At 45.8% G+C, this 15951-nt stretch carries 12 protein-coding genes; 10 read left to right on the top strand and 2 right to left on the bottom strand.

Annotated features, from left to right (window positions below):
• Nucleotides 1-236: 236 nt before the first annotated feature.
• Both FC82_RS10360 and FC82_RS10355 read left to right on the top strand, forming a co-directional pair.
• Entirely contained in the window at nucleotides 237-2291 is a 2055-nt protein-coding gene (locus FC82_RS10360; protein WP_056996949.1) for a beta-galactosidase, read from the top strand.
• 25 nt (nucleotides 2292-2316) lie between these two features.
• Nucleotides 2317-4260 carry a sugar MFS transporter gene (locus tag FC82_RS10355; RefSeq protein WP_056996948.1) on the top strand — a complete coding sequence of 648 codons (1944 nt, stop codon included), beginning with the start codon at nucleotides 2317-2319 and terminating at the stop codon, nucleotides 4258-4260.
• Between the two features lie 180 nt (nucleotides 4261-4440).
• On the opposite strand, the gene FC82_RS10350 is transcribed toward FC82_RS10355, so the two are convergent.
• Complete coding sequence (locus FC82_RS10350; RefSeq protein ID WP_054759513.1) at nucleotides 4441-4950, bottom strand: DUF2798 domain-containing protein; 510 nt, start codon at nucleotides 4948-4950, stop codon at nucleotides 4441-4443.
• Between the two features lie 292 nt (nucleotides 4951-5242).
• Between FC82_RS10350 and FC82_RS10345 the strand changes: the two genes are divergently transcribed.
• The 3 genes from FC82_RS10345 to FC82_RS10335 all read left to right on the top strand — a co-directional run bounded on the left by FC82_RS10345 (nucleotide 5243) and on the right by FC82_RS10335 (nucleotide 8638).
• On the top strand, nucleotides 5243-6043 hold the full coding sequence (locus tag FC82_RS10345) for a hypothetical protein (RefSeq protein ID WP_056996947.1): 801 nt from the start codon (nucleotides 5243-5245) through the stop codon (nucleotides 6041-6043).
• A 95-nt stretch (nucleotides 6044-6138) separates the two neighbouring features.
• The gene (locus FC82_RS10340; RefSeq protein ID WP_056996946.1) at nucleotides 6139-6966 is read left to right on the top strand and encodes a hypothetical protein; all 828 of its coding nucleotides are present in this window, start codon (nucleotides 6139-6141) and stop codon (nucleotides 6964-6966) included.
• A gap of 340 nt (nucleotides 6967-7306) precedes the next feature.
• Entirely contained in the window at nucleotides 7307-8638 is a 1332-nt protein-coding gene (locus FC82_RS10335) for a dihydrolipoyl dehydrogenase family protein (protein ID WP_056996945.1), read from the top strand.
• Between the two features lie 223 nt (nucleotides 8639-8861).
• On the opposite strand, the gene FC82_RS10330 is transcribed toward FC82_RS10335, so the two are convergent.
• A complete protein-coding gene (locus FC82_RS10330) occupies nucleotides 8862-9956 on the bottom strand; it encodes a PTS sugar transporter subunit IIC (protein WP_054759521.1) in 1095 nt (364 codons plus the stop codon).
• Between the two features lie 491 nt (nucleotides 9957-10447).
• On the opposite strand from FC82_RS10330, the gene FC82_RS10325 reads away from it, so the two are divergent.
• From FC82_RS10325 to FC82_RS10310, 5 genes are all read left to right on the top strand, one after another.
• Nucleotides 10448-10921 (top strand): nucleoside 2-deoxyribosyltransferase, encoded by a 474-nt coding sequence (locus FC82_RS10325; RefSeq protein ID WP_056996944.1) that lies wholly within the window; start codon nucleotides 10448-10450, stop codon nucleotides 10919-10921.
• A gap of 255 nt (nucleotides 10922-11176) precedes the next feature.
• Nucleotides 11177-12376 (top strand): glycoside hydrolase family 55 protein, encoded by a 1200-nt coding sequence (locus tag FC82_RS10320; RefSeq protein WP_235809215.1) that lies wholly within the window; start codon nucleotides 11177-11179, stop codon nucleotides 12374-12376.
• A gap of 11 nt (nucleotides 12377-12387) precedes the next feature.
• Nucleotides 12388-13017 (top strand): hypothetical protein, encoded by a 630-nt coding sequence (locus tag FC82_RS17185; RefSeq protein WP_235809214.1) that lies wholly within the window; start codon nucleotides 12388-12390, stop codon nucleotides 13015-13017.
• A gap of 192 nt (nucleotides 13018-13209) precedes the next feature.
• Nucleotides 13210-14238: an acyltransferase family protein gene (locus FC82_RS10315; protein WP_056996943.1), complete on the top strand. Its 1029-nt coding sequence runs from the start codon at nucleotides 13210-13212 to the stop codon at nucleotides 14236-14238.
• Nucleotides 14239-14699: 461 nt separating this feature from the next.
• On the top strand, nucleotides 14700-15884 hold the full coding sequence (locus tag FC82_RS10310) for an acetate/propionate family kinase (protein WP_056996942.1): 1185 nt from the start codon (nucleotides 14700-14702) through the stop codon (nucleotides 15882-15884).
• Nucleotides 15885-15951: the final 67 nt, after the last annotated feature.

Here is a 15951-nt window from a genome sequence, read left to right as displayed (position 1 = left end):
ACCACGTTAAAGCGCTTTCATTAGTGGCCAGATGACGGTATTCTAAAGGTGCATTAGTTAACTAGTGACATGAGGGCTTTAGGGTGCGGAGCACAATTCAGTAGCCTCCCCGCCTCCTGGAACGCACGACACATTAATTCATGAATAAAGCAATTATTGTTCCATCCAAGCGACTGTCTGTACAGCAGCCGTCATAGATTAGATTCAAAAAAGCATACCGAGAAAGGGATATCCAAATGACACGTGATTTAAAGACAGACTCATTTCTTCATGGTGGCGATTACAACCCGGAACAATGGTTAGACCGTCCCGACATTCTTGATCAAGATTTTAATTATTTCAAGGAAGCAAGCATTAACAACGTAACTTTAGGCGTATTTTCTTGGTCAAAGCTGGAACCTGAAGAGGGTAAATTTGATTTTTCCTGGCTTGACGATATTTTTGACAAAGCCGAGGCACAAAATACAAAGGTAATCCTTGCGACGCCAAGTGGTGCTAAACCACGATGGCTGGCTGATAAATATCCCGAAGTGCTGCGCGTTAATGAAAACGGCGACAGAAACTTGTTTGGCGAACGGCATAACCACTGTTATACGTCACCAGTCTACCGTGAAAAGGTTGCCATCATTAACCGCAAATTGGCCGAACGATACGGTAAAAGAAAGAATTTACTGCTCTGGCATATCTCTAACGAGTTTGGTGGCGAATGTTACTGCGACCTTTGCCAAGCTGCTTTCCGCGATTGGGTCAAAGACAAGTACCAAACACTTGATAATCTGAACCATGCCTACTGGGCAAACTTTTGGAGCCATACCTACACCAGTTGGGATCAGGTGCATTCACCAGCGCCAAATGGCGACCAAAACGTGTTGGAACTTAACCTCGACTGGCGACGGTTTATTACCGATCGGACGATTGATTTCTACGAGGCAGAAATCAAACCGTTGCGCGAACTTACACCAGATATTCCGATAACAACCAATTTTATGGGCGGAAACCCACCTGAATCACATGTCCACTATGATTTAGATTATCAAAAATTCGCACAACATGTCGACATCGTCAGCTGGGATTCCTATCCTAACTGGGCTAACGATTACGAAAGCACGGAACGATTAGCAATGGAAACGGCGCTGATGAATGATGTTATGCGCAGTTTGAAGCATCAAGATTATCTGATCATGGAAAGCACGGCATCACAGGTCAATTGGCATCCGTTTAATCGGCCTAAGAAACCTGGTATGCTGCGGATGGGTGCTTTGCAGGAAATCAGCCACGGTTCCGATTCCGTCAATTACTTCCAGTTACACCAATCTCGCGGTGCTTCCGAGATGTTCCATGGTGCAGTGATCACACATCAGTTAAGTGATCAGACGCGCCAGTTTAGAGAAGTTGCCCAGTTGGGACAAAATCTGAAACAATTGAAGGCTGCTAAACAGTTGCCACATCGCCAGGCGAAGGTCGCCATTGTGTATGACTATGACAACATGTGGGCGCTGGATGATTCGCGGAACTACGCGAATAGCACAAAGAAATATTGGCGGACGATTCAGGCCCAATATCGGTATTTTTGGGAAAATGATATTCCGGTGGAACTGTTGTCGACAGCTGACGACCTCACACCGTACACATTAGTGATCGACCCGATGCACTTTATGATGAGTGAAACTTTCGCTGCGAAACTGCAAGCGTATGTTGAACAGGGCGGTACGCTGGTTGGTACGTATATTACGGGTATCGTCGACAAAGATAATCTAGCTTACCTTGGCGGATGGCCGGCAGCGTTGCATAAAACATACGGCATTGAATTTGAAGAAACAGATACCCTTTATCCAAAGCAGCATAACACGCTTAAAGCGTTTAATAAACGTTACGAAACAAGGGACTATGACGAACTGATAACGGTTGACACAGCTAATGTGGTTGGTACTTATCAGGAGGACTATTATGCAGGACAACCAGGGGTTACGGATAACAAGCTCGGGAAAGGGCGGGCTTATTATCTTGCTGCTCGGGCTTCGGATGATTTTTTGACAGATTTCTATACCAAACTGAACGAAAAACTGGAATTAAAACTAGCATTACCGATTGAGAAGAATACCAGCGCTGTTTCTATTCAAATTCGGGAAGATAAGGTTGCTCGGTACTATTTCGTCATTAATTTTAGTCATGAAACACATGAAATTGATTTACAGAAGCCCTTACAAAACGTACTTACCGGCGAAACGGCGAATAGTATTGTACAACTTGGTGCATACGATGTTGCTGTGTTTACTGAGTCGGTCAAGTGACGCAATTTTAAAGAGGTAATAAATTATGGAAAATACTGCACAGGCGTCGGGCAAAAAGAAACACCTGACGGGTAAACAATGGACTGAACGGATCGCCTTTTGTTTTGGGAACTTCGGCCACTCTGCATTTTATGGGGCCATGAGTACCTACTTTATCATCTATGTGACAAGCGGAATGTTCAGTGGAATTCCGACAAGCATTGCGAATAAATTGATTGGGATGATCACAACGCTGGTGGTGATCATTCGGTTAGCAGAAGTTGTTGTGGATCCCATCCTGGGGAATGTCGTTGATAATACGCACACACGCTGGGGCAAGTTTCGGCCCTGGCAGGTTATTGGGGGCGTTACCAGTGCCATTCTGCTGATTATCCTGTTTACTGGGATTTTCGGATTGGTCAAGGTAAATTACATCGTGTTCGCTATTGCGTTTGTAATTTTATTTATCGCGCTTGATGTGTTTTATTCACTCTGTGACGTTTCTTATTGGGGAATGGTCCCCGCTATCAGTGAAGATTCACGTGAACGTGGGATTTTCACCGCGTTAGGATCTTTCACGGGGACGTTAGGCTGGAACGGCTTAACCATTATCGTTGTGCCTGTTACGACATACTTTACTTATTTAGCTACTGGTAAACACACCCAAGGTGCACAAGGGTGGCTAGCATTTGCAATCATCATTTCGATCTTTGCCATTCTTTCAGCACTGGCTGTTTTCTTTGGAACAACTGAAAAAACGAACGTTATTCGTGAAGCCGCCAGTGGGAAGACCAGCATTAAAGATGTTTTCCTTGGTATCATTCGCAACGATCAGATTCTATGGACGAGTCTTGCTTACTTGATGTACTCGATTGCTTACGTCGCCACAAATGGGGTGCTCTATTACCTGTTTAAGTTTGTCCTTGGTCAACCGGGTGCTTACTGGGTTGCCGGTGTCGTGGCGACCATCGTTGGGTTCCTAGGGTCACCGTTATACCCGATTTTGAACAAGTTTATTACACGAAAAGTGCTTTTCAGCATTGGGCAATGTTCAATGATTCTTTCCTACCTGATTTTCATCTTCGCACGGTCAAATATGGCACTGGTCATTGTTGGACTGGTATTGTTCAACTTTACGTATGCACAACTAGTAACTGTACTGACTTTGACTGATTCTATTGAATATGGTCAGTTGAAGAATGGGAACCGGAATGAAGCTGTAACGTTGACGATTCGGCCAATGATTGATAAGATTTCGAGTGCCTTGTCAAACGGTATCGTTGGTTCTATTGCTTTGCTTGCTGGAATGACGGGAAGTGCCACAGCTGCAGATATGACATCCAAAGATATTCATTCATTTGAAATTTTTGCTTTCTACATTCCACTGTTTTGCGCCATCCTATCGCTTGTTATTTTCCTCTGGAAAGTTAAAATTACTGAAAAAGTTCATGCCAGCATTGTTGAAAAACTGCAAGCAAAATTAGCAGCTGGTAAAGTAAATGCTGATGCTGATTCCGACTCAGAAATTACTGCAGTTGAAAAAACAGACATTATTCTGGCTCCGGTTGATGGGGAGGTTCACACGCTGGCTGAAACATTTGATGACCATATGGCTGCTGGAAAAGGGTTCGCTATTCAACCGGAAGATGGTCAATTGTATGCGCCGTTTGATGGGACTATTAAGTTCACTTTCTCGACTCGTCATACGCTGGGCCTTGTGTCTGACAATGGTCTGGAAGCTGTCATTCACGTTGGTATTGGGACTGTTAACATGCGTGGCGAAGGATTTGTTTCGCACTACACCGATGGGCAGACCGTTCATGCAGGAGATCTCCTGATGACCTTTGACCGTGACTTGATCAAGAAGGCGGGTTACGATGACGTCGCTGTAATGTTCTTCACGCAGCCAAATCGAATCACCGAGATGGCACAGTCAAACCTCACTGAGGTAAAACATGGTGAACAGATGCTTCAGGTGACATTTAAGTAACTTTAAGAATTGAGATCAACCAATTTAATCAGAATACGGTTGCCCCGGGAATCTGTATGATAACCAAAAGTGACTTAGTCGATTGCCCGACTAAGTCACTTTTGTGTTAGATATATCATGTTAGCGACCATTAGTCCTACTTTTCGCGGTAGACATCGCTGAGAAAAATGACTGCGATGATTAATCGATTTGTTCAGTCGGGTTCTTCACCTCAGCCTGACGGGCATCGCTGCCACCCTGAACCTTTCCAAGCACAGTCCGGGCAATCGGCCCAACGATAGCAAGTTGCAATGGCAGGGCAACGATGACGTTGAAGCCCCAAGTGTGCAGGTAGTTGATCCAGATGTTGCCCGCAAAGTTGTGGGCCATGATCAAGCCAAACAGGGACATGCAGGAGACCATCCCGAGCACCATCATGACGGAAATTGTGATCCCGATAAGGAAGGTGTGACGTTTCATGTAGTCATTAATAATGTAGCGAAAGGCAAGTTTCTTGGCGATGGGCCCGACGAGTAGCAGGTCCAGGACAACGGCAACGGCGAGGCCACCTGGATATTCGGCAAGAACGTCCAGCATGTAGGTGCCGGCAAATCCTTGGGCGAGCGCAACGTTATAGGCGACCATTCCAAAAACCATCAGGCCGGCCATCATTGCGGTAAACAGTAGTTCTTCTTTTAAATTTCTTGGCATCTTGTTACTCCTTTAAAGTGGTGTTATTGATTCACAATGTTGGTTATCATACCAAAGTGAAAAGGAACTTCATAAGTTACATTTTGGTTACAAAATATAAAACGATTGCAAGATAAGCTCATGGTAATCGCTACCAACCTTTTTAAACCACTGTTCAACAACAACAGACTTGCGGGTCACAAATCAACGGGATGTTGCAGTATATTACGTTTTCATTTTCTATCGGTCACCTATTTATTCTTGGAACGCAACCAAGTATACTAAATGGGTAGATTAATGGGAGACGATTACGATGAAAATTAAAGGAAGACCATTACTGGTGGGGTTGCTGGTAATGGTTGCAATTTTGTTTAGCGGTGGTCGTCAGGCGTTGGCGAAGGTGCAGCAACCCAACCTTGGGCCGTACGTTTATCAAAATAACGACGCGCTGACCACCACCCAGTACGACCACATTATGGCGGTCAATCGAAAATTAAAACAAAAAAAGTACCCGCAAACAATTAGTCTGTACGTTACGGACAGGGTGCCTGAAGGTGTGAGCGATAGTTATGTTACGAGCTCTGGTGCCCCATTTGGCGAAACATTTGGGACTGAAGTACTGAGTGCGTGGCAGCGACAGCAGACCCAACTTGGGAACAACATTGATAACGATAAGGCGGCCCAGTTGCAAAGTGAACAGAACATCATTATTGTGGGCGTGAAGGATCACCGAATTGGGTTTGCACCAAGCCGGGGTACTGAATCCTACTTCACTGATTTCAAGTATTCACAATTGATGTGGGGACTGAATCGGCAGTCACGTTCAACTAACGAGGCCACACAAATGGCGGCGGCAATGCAGTTATTTAATCGAGTTGCTGCAAAAATTAGTTCAGACAAAGCCGTGGCCGGTCAGAGTCTGACATGGGCAGACTTTCGGACTGATTTATACGGCTGGCTGATTCTCGGTGCGTTCATCATTATTTTAGCGATTATTGGGCGTTATGCCTGGTGTCATCGCAGACGTAGCGGTGAGCCATCCGACATGGACGAAATGTACGCTGACGGTTATGCTGCGCGAGAAAAAGAACGGCATCGAAACCAATCTGAATAGTAGTCTTAAACAAGTGTGATTTTTTTATAAATCGCGCTTTTTTTGTGCCGTCATCATCCGTATACTAGAGGTGTAACCTAATTGGAGACGATGCTATGAAGATTAAAGGAATACCTTGGCTGGTAGGGGTGCTGGCCATGGCAATTGTGATTATCAGCGGCGGATCAAGCGCATTTGCGAAAATTCAAGATCCTAATCTGGGACCGTACATTTACGAGCAGCATGAGGTGCTGACGAACGCACAGTACCAGCAAATTATGCGGCTGAATCAGAAAATGAAACAGGGGAAACGGCGCCAATTTTTGTCGCTGTACATTGCTGACAGGATTCCGTCAAATGAATCCGTTGATGGTGACAACTTGTCCGGCACACCCAACGGTGCCAGCTATGCTAACAGCATTGGTGATACCTGGAATGACCGCCAAACGCGCACGTGGGATTCGGAATCATACGACTATGATATTAATTATATGAAACGTTTTAGACTGGGCAATCAGCGAAACGTGATGGTGGTTGGTTTGAAAGACCACCGCATCGCTGTTTCGGGCAGTGGTGTGACTGATGAGTACTTCAGCGATATGAAGTTCGATCTGTTGAAATGGGATCTGAAAGACAAGCTCAAATCCAATGACACGGACACGCAAATTAGCGCTGCCGTTCAAGTTTTCAGCAGGGTCAGTAACCGAATTATCTCGCAAAAGGCAATGAATCACGATAGTTTATCGTGGGCTGACTTTCGTGGCGATATCATCAGCGGTATCTTTTTTGTGATCTTCGGCGGCTTTTTGCTGCTGATTATCATCTTCTTATGGCACAATCGCGGCAAGGGCGGCGGTGGTGCCTCATATGCCGATGGCGAGTTTGATGAGGGGTATGTCCTGGGCATGATGCAGGGCGAGCAGCAGGATAATGATCGTTATTAATGAAAACAAAGTAACAGGGTGAACCAAAGATGGTTTGACGCCTAAAATACAAGCGGACTCTCTAAAAAAGCCATTCGGAATTTTCAGAGGGGCCGCTTGTTTTGGCCGAAAATGGCTGTTTGGCGTACGTGTCAGTTAATTATACGTGGCGTCATCGCGGCTACGAATTTTCCGTCATTGGTAAACGGTTCATGGGTGTCTTATAAGCTCGTTTTTTGTGGTTTGGTTAAAATTCTCTACCGGCCCTTTCAGTCTAGGCTTTTTAATTGAATTTCTGCTTGATGCTAGTGTATTCTGAGTTCAACGTAGGCATTTGACACTAGAAAAGGAGTAACCAACAATGACAAAATACGATTATGATGTGCTGTACCTTGGAAGTGGCCACGCAACGTTTGATGGGGCAATTCCATTAGCGGCTACCGGGGTTAAGGTAGGCGTGATTGAAAGCGGTTTAATTGGTGGAACCTGTCCCAATCGTGGTTGTAATGCGAAAATCACACTGGATCAGCCAGTTATCTTAACGCGGTTAGCTGAACGATTAAACGGCATCGTTAACGGGAACCTTTCCATTGATTGGGCTGAAAATGTGGCGAATAAACAAGCCGTGATTGATGGCCTGCCGAAGATGATTGCCGGGCTGATGACTCAGTCTGGCATCGCGTTGCTGACTGGCCATGGTGTACTGGTTGACAATCATACGATTGAAATCAACGGCAAACAGCGTGTGACCGGCGAAAAAATCGTGCTTGCCATGGGGCAGCGTCCAAACCATATTGATGTTCCCGGGACCGAGCTGGCTCACGACAGCACTGATTTTATGAACCTGCAAAAATTACCAAAGCACTTGGCCATTCTTGGGTCAGGTTACATCAGTATGGAATTTGCAACGATTGCTAACGCTGCCGGTTCTGATGTAACGGTCTTGATGCACGGTGATGCTGCCTTGCGCCAGTTTTACCAACCGTTTGTCCAACAGGTAGTCGATGATTTGAGTACCCGTGGTGTTCAATTTGTACCAAGAGCGAACGTCAGCGGTTTAGAAGAAAACGGTGACCAGACTATTGTGACCTATGGTGATGACGAAGCGTTAGCTGTTGATTACGTTCTGGATGCGACTGGACGCATTCCCAACGTTGAAAACCTGGGACTGGATAACGTTGGCGTCGCTTATACCGAGAAGGGGATCACTGTCAATGATCATTTACAGACGAGCATCGATAATATTTATGCCTCGGGTGATGTTATTAATAAGACGCAGCCTAAGCTGACACCGACAGCTATTTTCGAATCCAAGTATTTATCACAGGTCTTTTCCGGTAAGGAAACTGGGCCAATTGATTATCCGGTTATCCCATCCGTTGTCTTTACCTCGCCAAGAATCGCAAAGGCGGGCATCAGCGTGGCCTATGCTGAACAAAAAGACTGCAAGATCGTGCGCAACCACATTGCGGATGACTGGTATCGTCAAGTGGACAAACAGACCATTGGCGACAGTTTCTTGATGTTCGACGATGACCAGAAACTGGTTGGCGCAACTGAAGTCAGCGAAAAAGCGGATGATGCCATCGACACCCTGCTGCCTGCAATTGAGTTTCATTTGGACGCAAAGCAGATTGGTCGAATTGTACCGCTGTTTCCTTCGATTGGCGCCTCAGCTTGGGAGAAACTTTAGCCGTTTGGCAGTCCTGTTTGCAAGTGTCAATGCAGTGGAACTGAGCTTGCTGAGCCGAACAGCGGCACGGAGCGACAGGGTTCACTTGTGTTGACCTCATTAATGAAGGACATTAAAAAATCAGGACGCCCACCACACTGGCAGACGTCCTGATTTTCTAATGTTTTGTTGAATTGTTGTGACACGTACTGAATAAGTTTGAAGGTACGTATTACCGAATAGCTTAAACGATTTCGAGGTGCAGTTGACGGTCCTTAACCCAGTGGAAGGCAAGAAGGACACGGTAAACGACCAAGGAGATGATGGCTGGAACGGCGATGCCCATTGCAATGTAGGCGAGGAACATGCTCATATTGCTTGATGCCAAGTTAATTGGGGCAATCAGTGAGTTCAAGCCGAGGCCGGCCAAGGTGTATGAAACCTTGAAGTGGAAGAACAGCGTTGCAATCGGCGCTGAAACCCCCGCGGCAATGAATGATGGGATCGCCAATCTTGGGTTAGCCAGCAAGTTTGGAAATTGAACTTTTGGTGTGATGACACCCTGAGCGATGTTAGCACCCAAGTTGTTTTGACGCCATGAGATAACGGTAAAGCCGACGAACTGTGCGGTCGTCCCAATCAAAGCGGCACCGGATGACAGTGGGTCCAGCATAACCGCAACGGCGAGGGCCGCTGAGGACGCTGGGGTCATCAAGAAGAGTGACCATGCCAATGCAACACATACGGAACCGATCAATGGGTTAACTTTCATGGACTGAGCAATAAAGGCACTCAACCAGTTCAAAGCTGGCGTGGTGACACTCGCAAGTGCCAACCCGGCAATCGAGCCGATCAGCGTGGCCGCTAATGGCACCAGCATCATGTCGAGCGGCGTTTTACCAGTCAGGTATTTCCCAACGAGCACAGCAACTAAGCCGGCAGCAACGGCTGAGATAGGTTGACCAGTGGTGAAGATCCCGGATTGGGCAGCCTCAACCATTTTGTTCCCAGTAGCGGTCGCCGCGTGCATGTTAGCACTGGTGAAGTAAACAGCGTTAGCACCAACAGTTGATGAAATCATGGCACTGAACATCACCAGCGTGTTTGTTTTCAGTTGCGATGCAACAGCGGCACCAAATGCTGGTGCCAGTAACCATTGGGCAATTGAACCAACCTGATAAAGCGCGGTCCAGTGAACGAAATTGGCGATGGATTGGGTCAGCAACCCGATTCCCAACATGACCAGCACGGCGTTTGAAACACCGGCAGAGACCTTATAGACATAATCCATGACTGACATTTTCTCAGTATCAGCCGTAGCAGAATTAGCGTTACTCATATGTAAGACTTCCTTTGATATGTATTGGTGAAAATGTAAAATGAGAAAATGATTAAAATATTAATATGACATTCATTTAATCACCGTTTTGGGCAGTTGTCAATAGGAATCTACAGAAAAAACGAATGATTAATTAATTAGTTTGTGATTGGTTTGTGTTTTATGTGAATGAAGCCGGTGGTCTTTCTTAAAATAATGGGTGATTTAGGCAACAAATTGGGCTTTTTTGTAATTTCTAATCAAATTTTAATTGCACACCCTTTCAAAATCAGCTACTATGAAATTGCTAAATACTTGTTGGTACGTGATTTTGCCGATTACGCACACAAAAATAGCGCCGACCCCGTTTGGGATTGACGCTTTTTTTGTCTACGGGTGGAATTTAAGTTCGTCTTTTCAGGTAACAGTCCCGTTAGAATTCGGGAATGTTCGACTTGAAAAAGGTGTTCTGTGGTATGCTTAAGGTATCAAAAATAAAGGGGCCAATACCGATGAACCGAATTTACTTAGCAGCACCATTTTTTAGTGATGGTCAAAACGACCGAGTTAATGAAGTTGTGAGTTTATTACGCGCCAACAAAACGATTGCTGAAGACGGCATCTTCATTCCGTCTGAACACCAGCATGAGGATCTGGAATTCGGCAGTTTCAAGTGGCAGGTTGCGACATTCAATAGTGATGTTAGGCAGGTTCGTAAGGCGGACGCAGTGGTCGCTATTTTGGACTTCCAGTTTGAGGAGACTAAGGAAAACGAACCGGATTCAGGCACGGTTTTTGAAATCGGCACAGCATTTCAAGCTGGTGTACCCGTTGTTTTAGTTCAGTTCGACGAAAGCAAGAAACTGAACTTGATGTTGGCACAATCCTACACTGCGTTTTTTAGCGGCAAGGATGATATCCAGGGACTGAAGCACTATGATTTTGATAGTCTGCCGCAGAAGTATGTCGATAAAGAAGTTTTCTAGTTATTTCTCATTTATATTGAAATTGAGCACGGGATCGGATCACTGATCGCGTGTTTTTTGTTTTGAATGACTGCGTAACATTTATTGAAAGCGGCGCACACCAAAAGACACTATTTTAACACTTGAAACATGACAGCAACATAAATTTTTTTAACGTTTTGGTTAAAATTTGCGATTTACCCCATCCATTCGGTACAATGGTTGTGATTCGAGTGTTGTGTTGATTAGAATGAATTTGAGGAAGGGTGTCAAAATATGAAGAAGCCAGGTAAGTACATACTTGGCTTGATGCTTTTGGGGACAGTTGGCGGCTTTTCGCTTGCTAACGTTGGCACAAATCATCAAGTTAATCAGGGCGCTATTGTTGCACATGCTGCGACCACCGTTAATGCTGTGAATCAGGGGATGAAGGCAGACGGTAAGACCGACAATTCGGCCACGTTGCAGCGCATCATTAATGCTTATTCTGCGGAAGATAACGTGACAATTCACGTACCAAAAGGGACTTATTTATTTACTAATGACGATTTAAAGGCGATTGAGCTGCATTCTAATATAACGTTTGACTTTGATGATGGTGCCATTTTTAAAATTGCAAATGGTGATCGAATGGCTTTTGCTTATCCTAGTCCGAGTGCCGGTTATGATGGCGGTATTTCGAATGTGACATGGAAAAATGCAACTTTCGAAGGTGATTATAACTCCACCGATGGGCAAAGTGTCTTTGTCCAAAGTATGAATCATGCTCAAAATGTGACTTTCGATGGCTGTACCTTTGATAATTGTGAATCTCCTACTGGGCACTATATTGATATTGACGGGAGCCACAACGTTGATATTACAAATTCAACGTTTACCGGGTTCAACGCGTCAACTGATTTTGATTACAAAGAGGCTATCCAAGTCGATTACTCGGATACGAAGGCGATGTCTTATCATGTCAGCGGGGATAAATACGATGATTTGGCATCATATGATATTAACGTCACGAACAACAACTTTATTCCGCTCTCTAAGGCTTCGGGTGCTGTGAAATCGTTCGCGCCTAACCCGATTGGCGAACACGTTGTATATAAAAAAGGTGTTCATGGTCTGATCCACGATATTCACTTTACTGGTAACTTTGTGCAGGATGCCAAACCACTGCTGGATGATAGCGGTGATGGTGCCAATATTCACTTTATTATGGTCAACAATCTGTACATTAGCGGTAACACGTTTGAAAACGTGAATGCGTTGGGCTCCGGAAACTATATTCGAATCACCAACAGTATTTCAAACATCGCTATTTCAAACATCCAAATTACCAACAATAAATTTGTGAACCTCGATCCTGATAACCGGTACATTTACTTTGATAATTCAAAGGGCGGCGGGATTAGTAAATTAAGGTCACAGGAAATAAAATCACATCTTCTAAACCGGACATTCCGTTTGTACTTTCAAATGGGTTAAGTTCTGGTGACTTGACAATGAGTAACAATACGAATAACACGTCAACCAAGGTCAGCACCACTGATGTTAAGAACACCTCGAAGTTGAAAACAAAATTGACGGGGAAGTACAAGGGCGGCACTGCTACCAACAAGACAGAAACTTACGCCGCCGGAGCAAGCAATCAGTACGCAAAACTGGTCACGAGTGCTGCTAAGAAATATGGGCTATACAACCATGTCAAAGGTCATAAAGGCTGGTATCTGTATAACAAGAAGGATGGTTGGGCTAACGCAAAGAAGTCCGGCATCGTCTACGTTGACGAACGGGCGACAGCAACGTCAGGCAAGTGGTACCGAATCCGGTTCAGTTCAAGTACTAGCGCTCGAAAATACTGGGTTCGTGCTGGTGCGCTGAAGTTTGATAAGATTACTTATGAAACCTATGACAAGACGTTGACGACCCTGAAAAAGTACCCAATTTACACACTGGTCTTTAATGATCCGAAACTTGCTAAGAACAAGGGGACTACTGCGGACCTGAGTTCGCGGACGGTAACGATTACTAAGCGGGCTCGCCGCGTTTCCGTTATTAATGGTAAAACGTCGACCTATTACTTGGTTAACGGCAAGTATTGGACGAGGGCTTTAGCGTTCTACTAAAAGATGTTCATTGGGTGAATAACCGCGTCAAACCTATCAGGCAACGGGCTGGGAAACGAACTGCCTGACCTGAAATGAATCACATTTCCGGACTGTCCGATGGCGGTCCGGCTACATAATCGCTCCAATCGAGCAATTGTTACCTGCACGATCAGTGTACCGAGCACCAGAAAGGATGTTATAGACAAGCGGATGAAACATAGTGAACGGCAACTTTCAAAGGAGGCCCCTTGGACGGATCTTGTGATTGCAGTGGGGGTCATTGCGATGGTATTGGGGCACGCGTTATTTCCATCGATTAAAACTAATCACCCCGCCAGCACGCTCTACATTGTGATTTACTGGTGGCACATGCCGCTATTCTTTATTATGGGTGGGCTGACACTCAAACCCTTAGCACGAAACTGGCGGGCGATGTGGCAATTTGTTCGAGAACGATTGTTACCAATGGCATCCACGTACTTAATCGCTGGTGTGCTGTTGATTTTTGCCAGTCATGTCATCCACGGGGATTCATGGGGCTTTACCGCCCACTATTTTCTTAGGTTGATCTATGGCGGGTCTGCGCTGAACGGCGATCTCACGATGATGTGGTTCTTTACCGTGATGGCGTTGACGTTCCTGGTTGTGGAACTGCTGATCACTTGGACCGACACATTTACGCAGTTTTTCATTGCCATCACCATGTTTGCGCTTGGTATCAGCTATGGCAGCGTTGGCTTCATGGGCGAACCTACGACGCCGTGGGCTGCCGACCTAGTTTTGATGACGACCCTGTGGATGCTCTGTGGATATCATGGCTATCGGTATTACAGCCAGTTGAAGAACAAGGCATTCTTTGCCACTGCGATTTCGATTATCTTCGTTATCTTGGCAATTTGCCGGTTTGAGTGGGGGTTGAACTTTGTCCTCTACCTGAAGACACACACAATCAAAACACCGTACATGGCCTTCTATGTACCATTAATGGTTGCTTTGGCACTGTGCATCATGGCGGAAGCTTTGTATAAAAAGGGCTGGCTCAACTGGTTGCGACCGTTGAGCTGGTATGCCGTACCGATTCTGTACATGCATCAGGCAGTGATCGATGTCCTCGCGATGGTCCCGGCATTGAACCATACCTTGATACTCTGGCTGTTAGGCGTCATCATTTCATTGTTGATTGCCGCGGGCTGGCATCATTTGGTCAAACTAGTCTTTCCAAAATTAACGAGAAACTAAAAATCGGTCGTTTGAGAACTATTATTTCTCAAACGACCTTTTTCTATGTGTTTTCACTTGAATGTGAACGAATAATTGCTAGGGATATGTAACCGGTTTCTTTCGCGCAAAACAAGTTTATCATGCTTAGCAGACGGGTTCAATCAAATTGCTCATTATAAAACAAACCGTGTCTATTTTGGTTGTTAAAGACATAATCTGACTTGCACTAGAGACGGCACTGTGGACGCGTGTTTCCTTTTTCTCAGACTTTCTCGCTGATTATTCAGGTGAACAACCATGTCAACTGGTGGAACGAAGGCACACGATTAACAAGACTTAACGGGAAATGAGTGTTGGCGCTCATACTTTAAATTAAGTCACTTTTGTGAATTAAAAAAGAAACCTTCTAGACTTAAGTGTGAACATTAACCATCCAGACTTTAAATTTAGTACAATAAAAGAAAACGGAGGTGCGCGCGATGAAGCCGATATTTTTAGTGAATGCTGGCAGCTCTTCAATGAAGTGGCAGCTGATTGAAATGCCCTCGGAGCACGTGGTAGCAAATGGACAAGTGGAACGGTTGAACCTCCCAGGGTCAATCGTGAAGGTCAACGTTCGTGGCGAGAAAACAAAGGAAATTGTGGGGAAACTGGATGAGGTGACGGCCATTGATCGCATCCTCGAGCGGTTAACCCGATTGCACATCGTTGAATCGTTAAACGATATTCAGGCAGTCGGCCACCGAGTAGTTGCGGGCGGGACAGTGTTTCAATCATCCGTTGAACTCACACCCGCGTGTATTGAACAGTTGCGTGAGTTGAGCGAACTGGCGCCGCTGCATAACCCCCTAGAGGTGAAATGTATTGAGTTGTTAGCCGACAAATTACCGCAAGTCACCCAGTACGCAGTGTTTGATAGCACCTACTTTGCGGACCTGCCAGAACAGACCGCCATTTATGGCATTCCATACGACTGGACGAAAGACTTTCAGATTCGACGATATGGCGAGCACGGTATCTCACACCGCTATCTGGCCCAACAGGCAGCTGCGATGCTGCACAAGTCGCTTGATCAAACGAGCGTTATCACCATGCACCTTGGCAGTGGGGCCTCCATCACGGCGGTGAAGAACGGAAAACCGTTTGATACTTCCATGGGGCTGACCCCAGTGACCGGCATGCTGATGGGCACCAGAAGCGGCGACGTGGATCCAAGCCTGATACCGTATTTGATGAAGCGGTTAGGGTTTCGGACGCCGGAAGAAGTCTTGCTAAAACTGAATCAGGCCTCTGGACTGCTGGGGGTCTCAGGTGTGTCCTCGGATATGCGAGACCTGCACGACGCGGCCGATGATAACCCACGAGCACGCTTGGCACTCGACATGTTTGTCAACCAAGCTGTAAAACTTGTCGGAGCGTACTACACGGAGATTGGCGGGGCGGATGCGCTGGTATTTGCTGGTGGAATCGGTGAGAAAGATGAGCTGATTCGGCAAGCCATCATTGATCGGTTGGCAGTGTTAGGCATTAAACTGGATCCGCAATTGAACAAGGCGGGGGCAACGGGCGATTTGGGCACGGCCGACAGCACGGCCCGCGTGCTGCTGATTCCGACTGACGAGGAGTTAGCAATGGCACGGGAGGTGCAGCGTCTGATCGAATAAATCGGCATCAAATAGACTTACGCAACAGTTCTATCAGCAAAAGCGCTGTTCATCTCATTCTTTTCCT

This window comes from Secundilactobacillus collinoides DSM 20515 = JCM 1123 (assembly GCF_001435975.1).
GTDB lineage: Bacteria > Bacillota > Bacilli > Lactobacillales > Lactobacillaceae > Secundilactobacillus > Secundilactobacillus collinoides.
The sequence above is the reverse complement of the archived record's forward strand: the minus strand, read 5'-3'. Positions and strand labels throughout refer to the sequence as shown.

Bases quoted from the DNA above. Each gene is read 5' to 3' on its own strand.
- FC82_RS10315 (WP_056996943.1), top strand. From the start codon at position 13,210: ATGAAACATAGTGAACGGCAACTTTCAAAGGAGGCCCCTTGGACGGAT.
- FC82_RS10355 (WP_056996948.1), top strand. From the start codon at position 2,317: ATGGAAAATACTGCACAGGCGTCGGGCAAAAAGAAACACCTGACGGGT.
- FC82_RS10345 (WP_056996947.1), top strand. From the start codon at position 5,243: ATGAAAATTAAAGGAAGACCATTACTGGTGGGGTTGCTGGTAATGGTT.
- FC82_RS10320 (WP_235809215.1), top strand. From the start codon at position 11,177: ATGAAGAAGCCAGGTAAGTACATACTTGGCTTGATGCTTTTGGGGACA.
- FC82_RS10335 (WP_056996945.1), top strand. From the start codon at position 7,307: ATGACAAAATACGATTATGATGTGCTGTACCTTGGAAGTGGCCACGCA.
- FC82_RS10350 (WP_054759513.1), bottom strand. From the start codon at position 4,950: ATGCCAAGAAATTTAAAAGAAGAACTACTGTTTACCGCAATGATGGCC.
- FC82_RS10325 (WP_056996944.1), top strand. From the start codon at position 10,448: ATGAACCGAATTTACTTAGCAGCACCATTTTTTAGTGATGGTCAAAAC.
- FC82_RS10340 (WP_056996946.1), top strand. From the start codon at position 6,139: ATGAAGATTAAAGGAATACCTTGGCTGGTAGGGGTGCTGGCCATGGCA.
- FC82_RS10330 (WP_054759521.1), bottom strand. From the start codon at position 9,956: ATGAGTAACGCTAATTCTGCTACGGCTGATACTGAGAAAATGTCAGTC.
- FC82_RS10310 (WP_056996942.1), top strand. From the start codon at position 14,700: ATGAAGCCGATATTTTTAGTGAATGCTGGCAGCTCTTCAATGAAGTGG.
- FC82_RS10360 (WP_056996949.1), top strand. From the start codon at position 237: ATGACACGTGATTTAAAGACAGACTCATTTCTTCATGGTGGCGATTAC.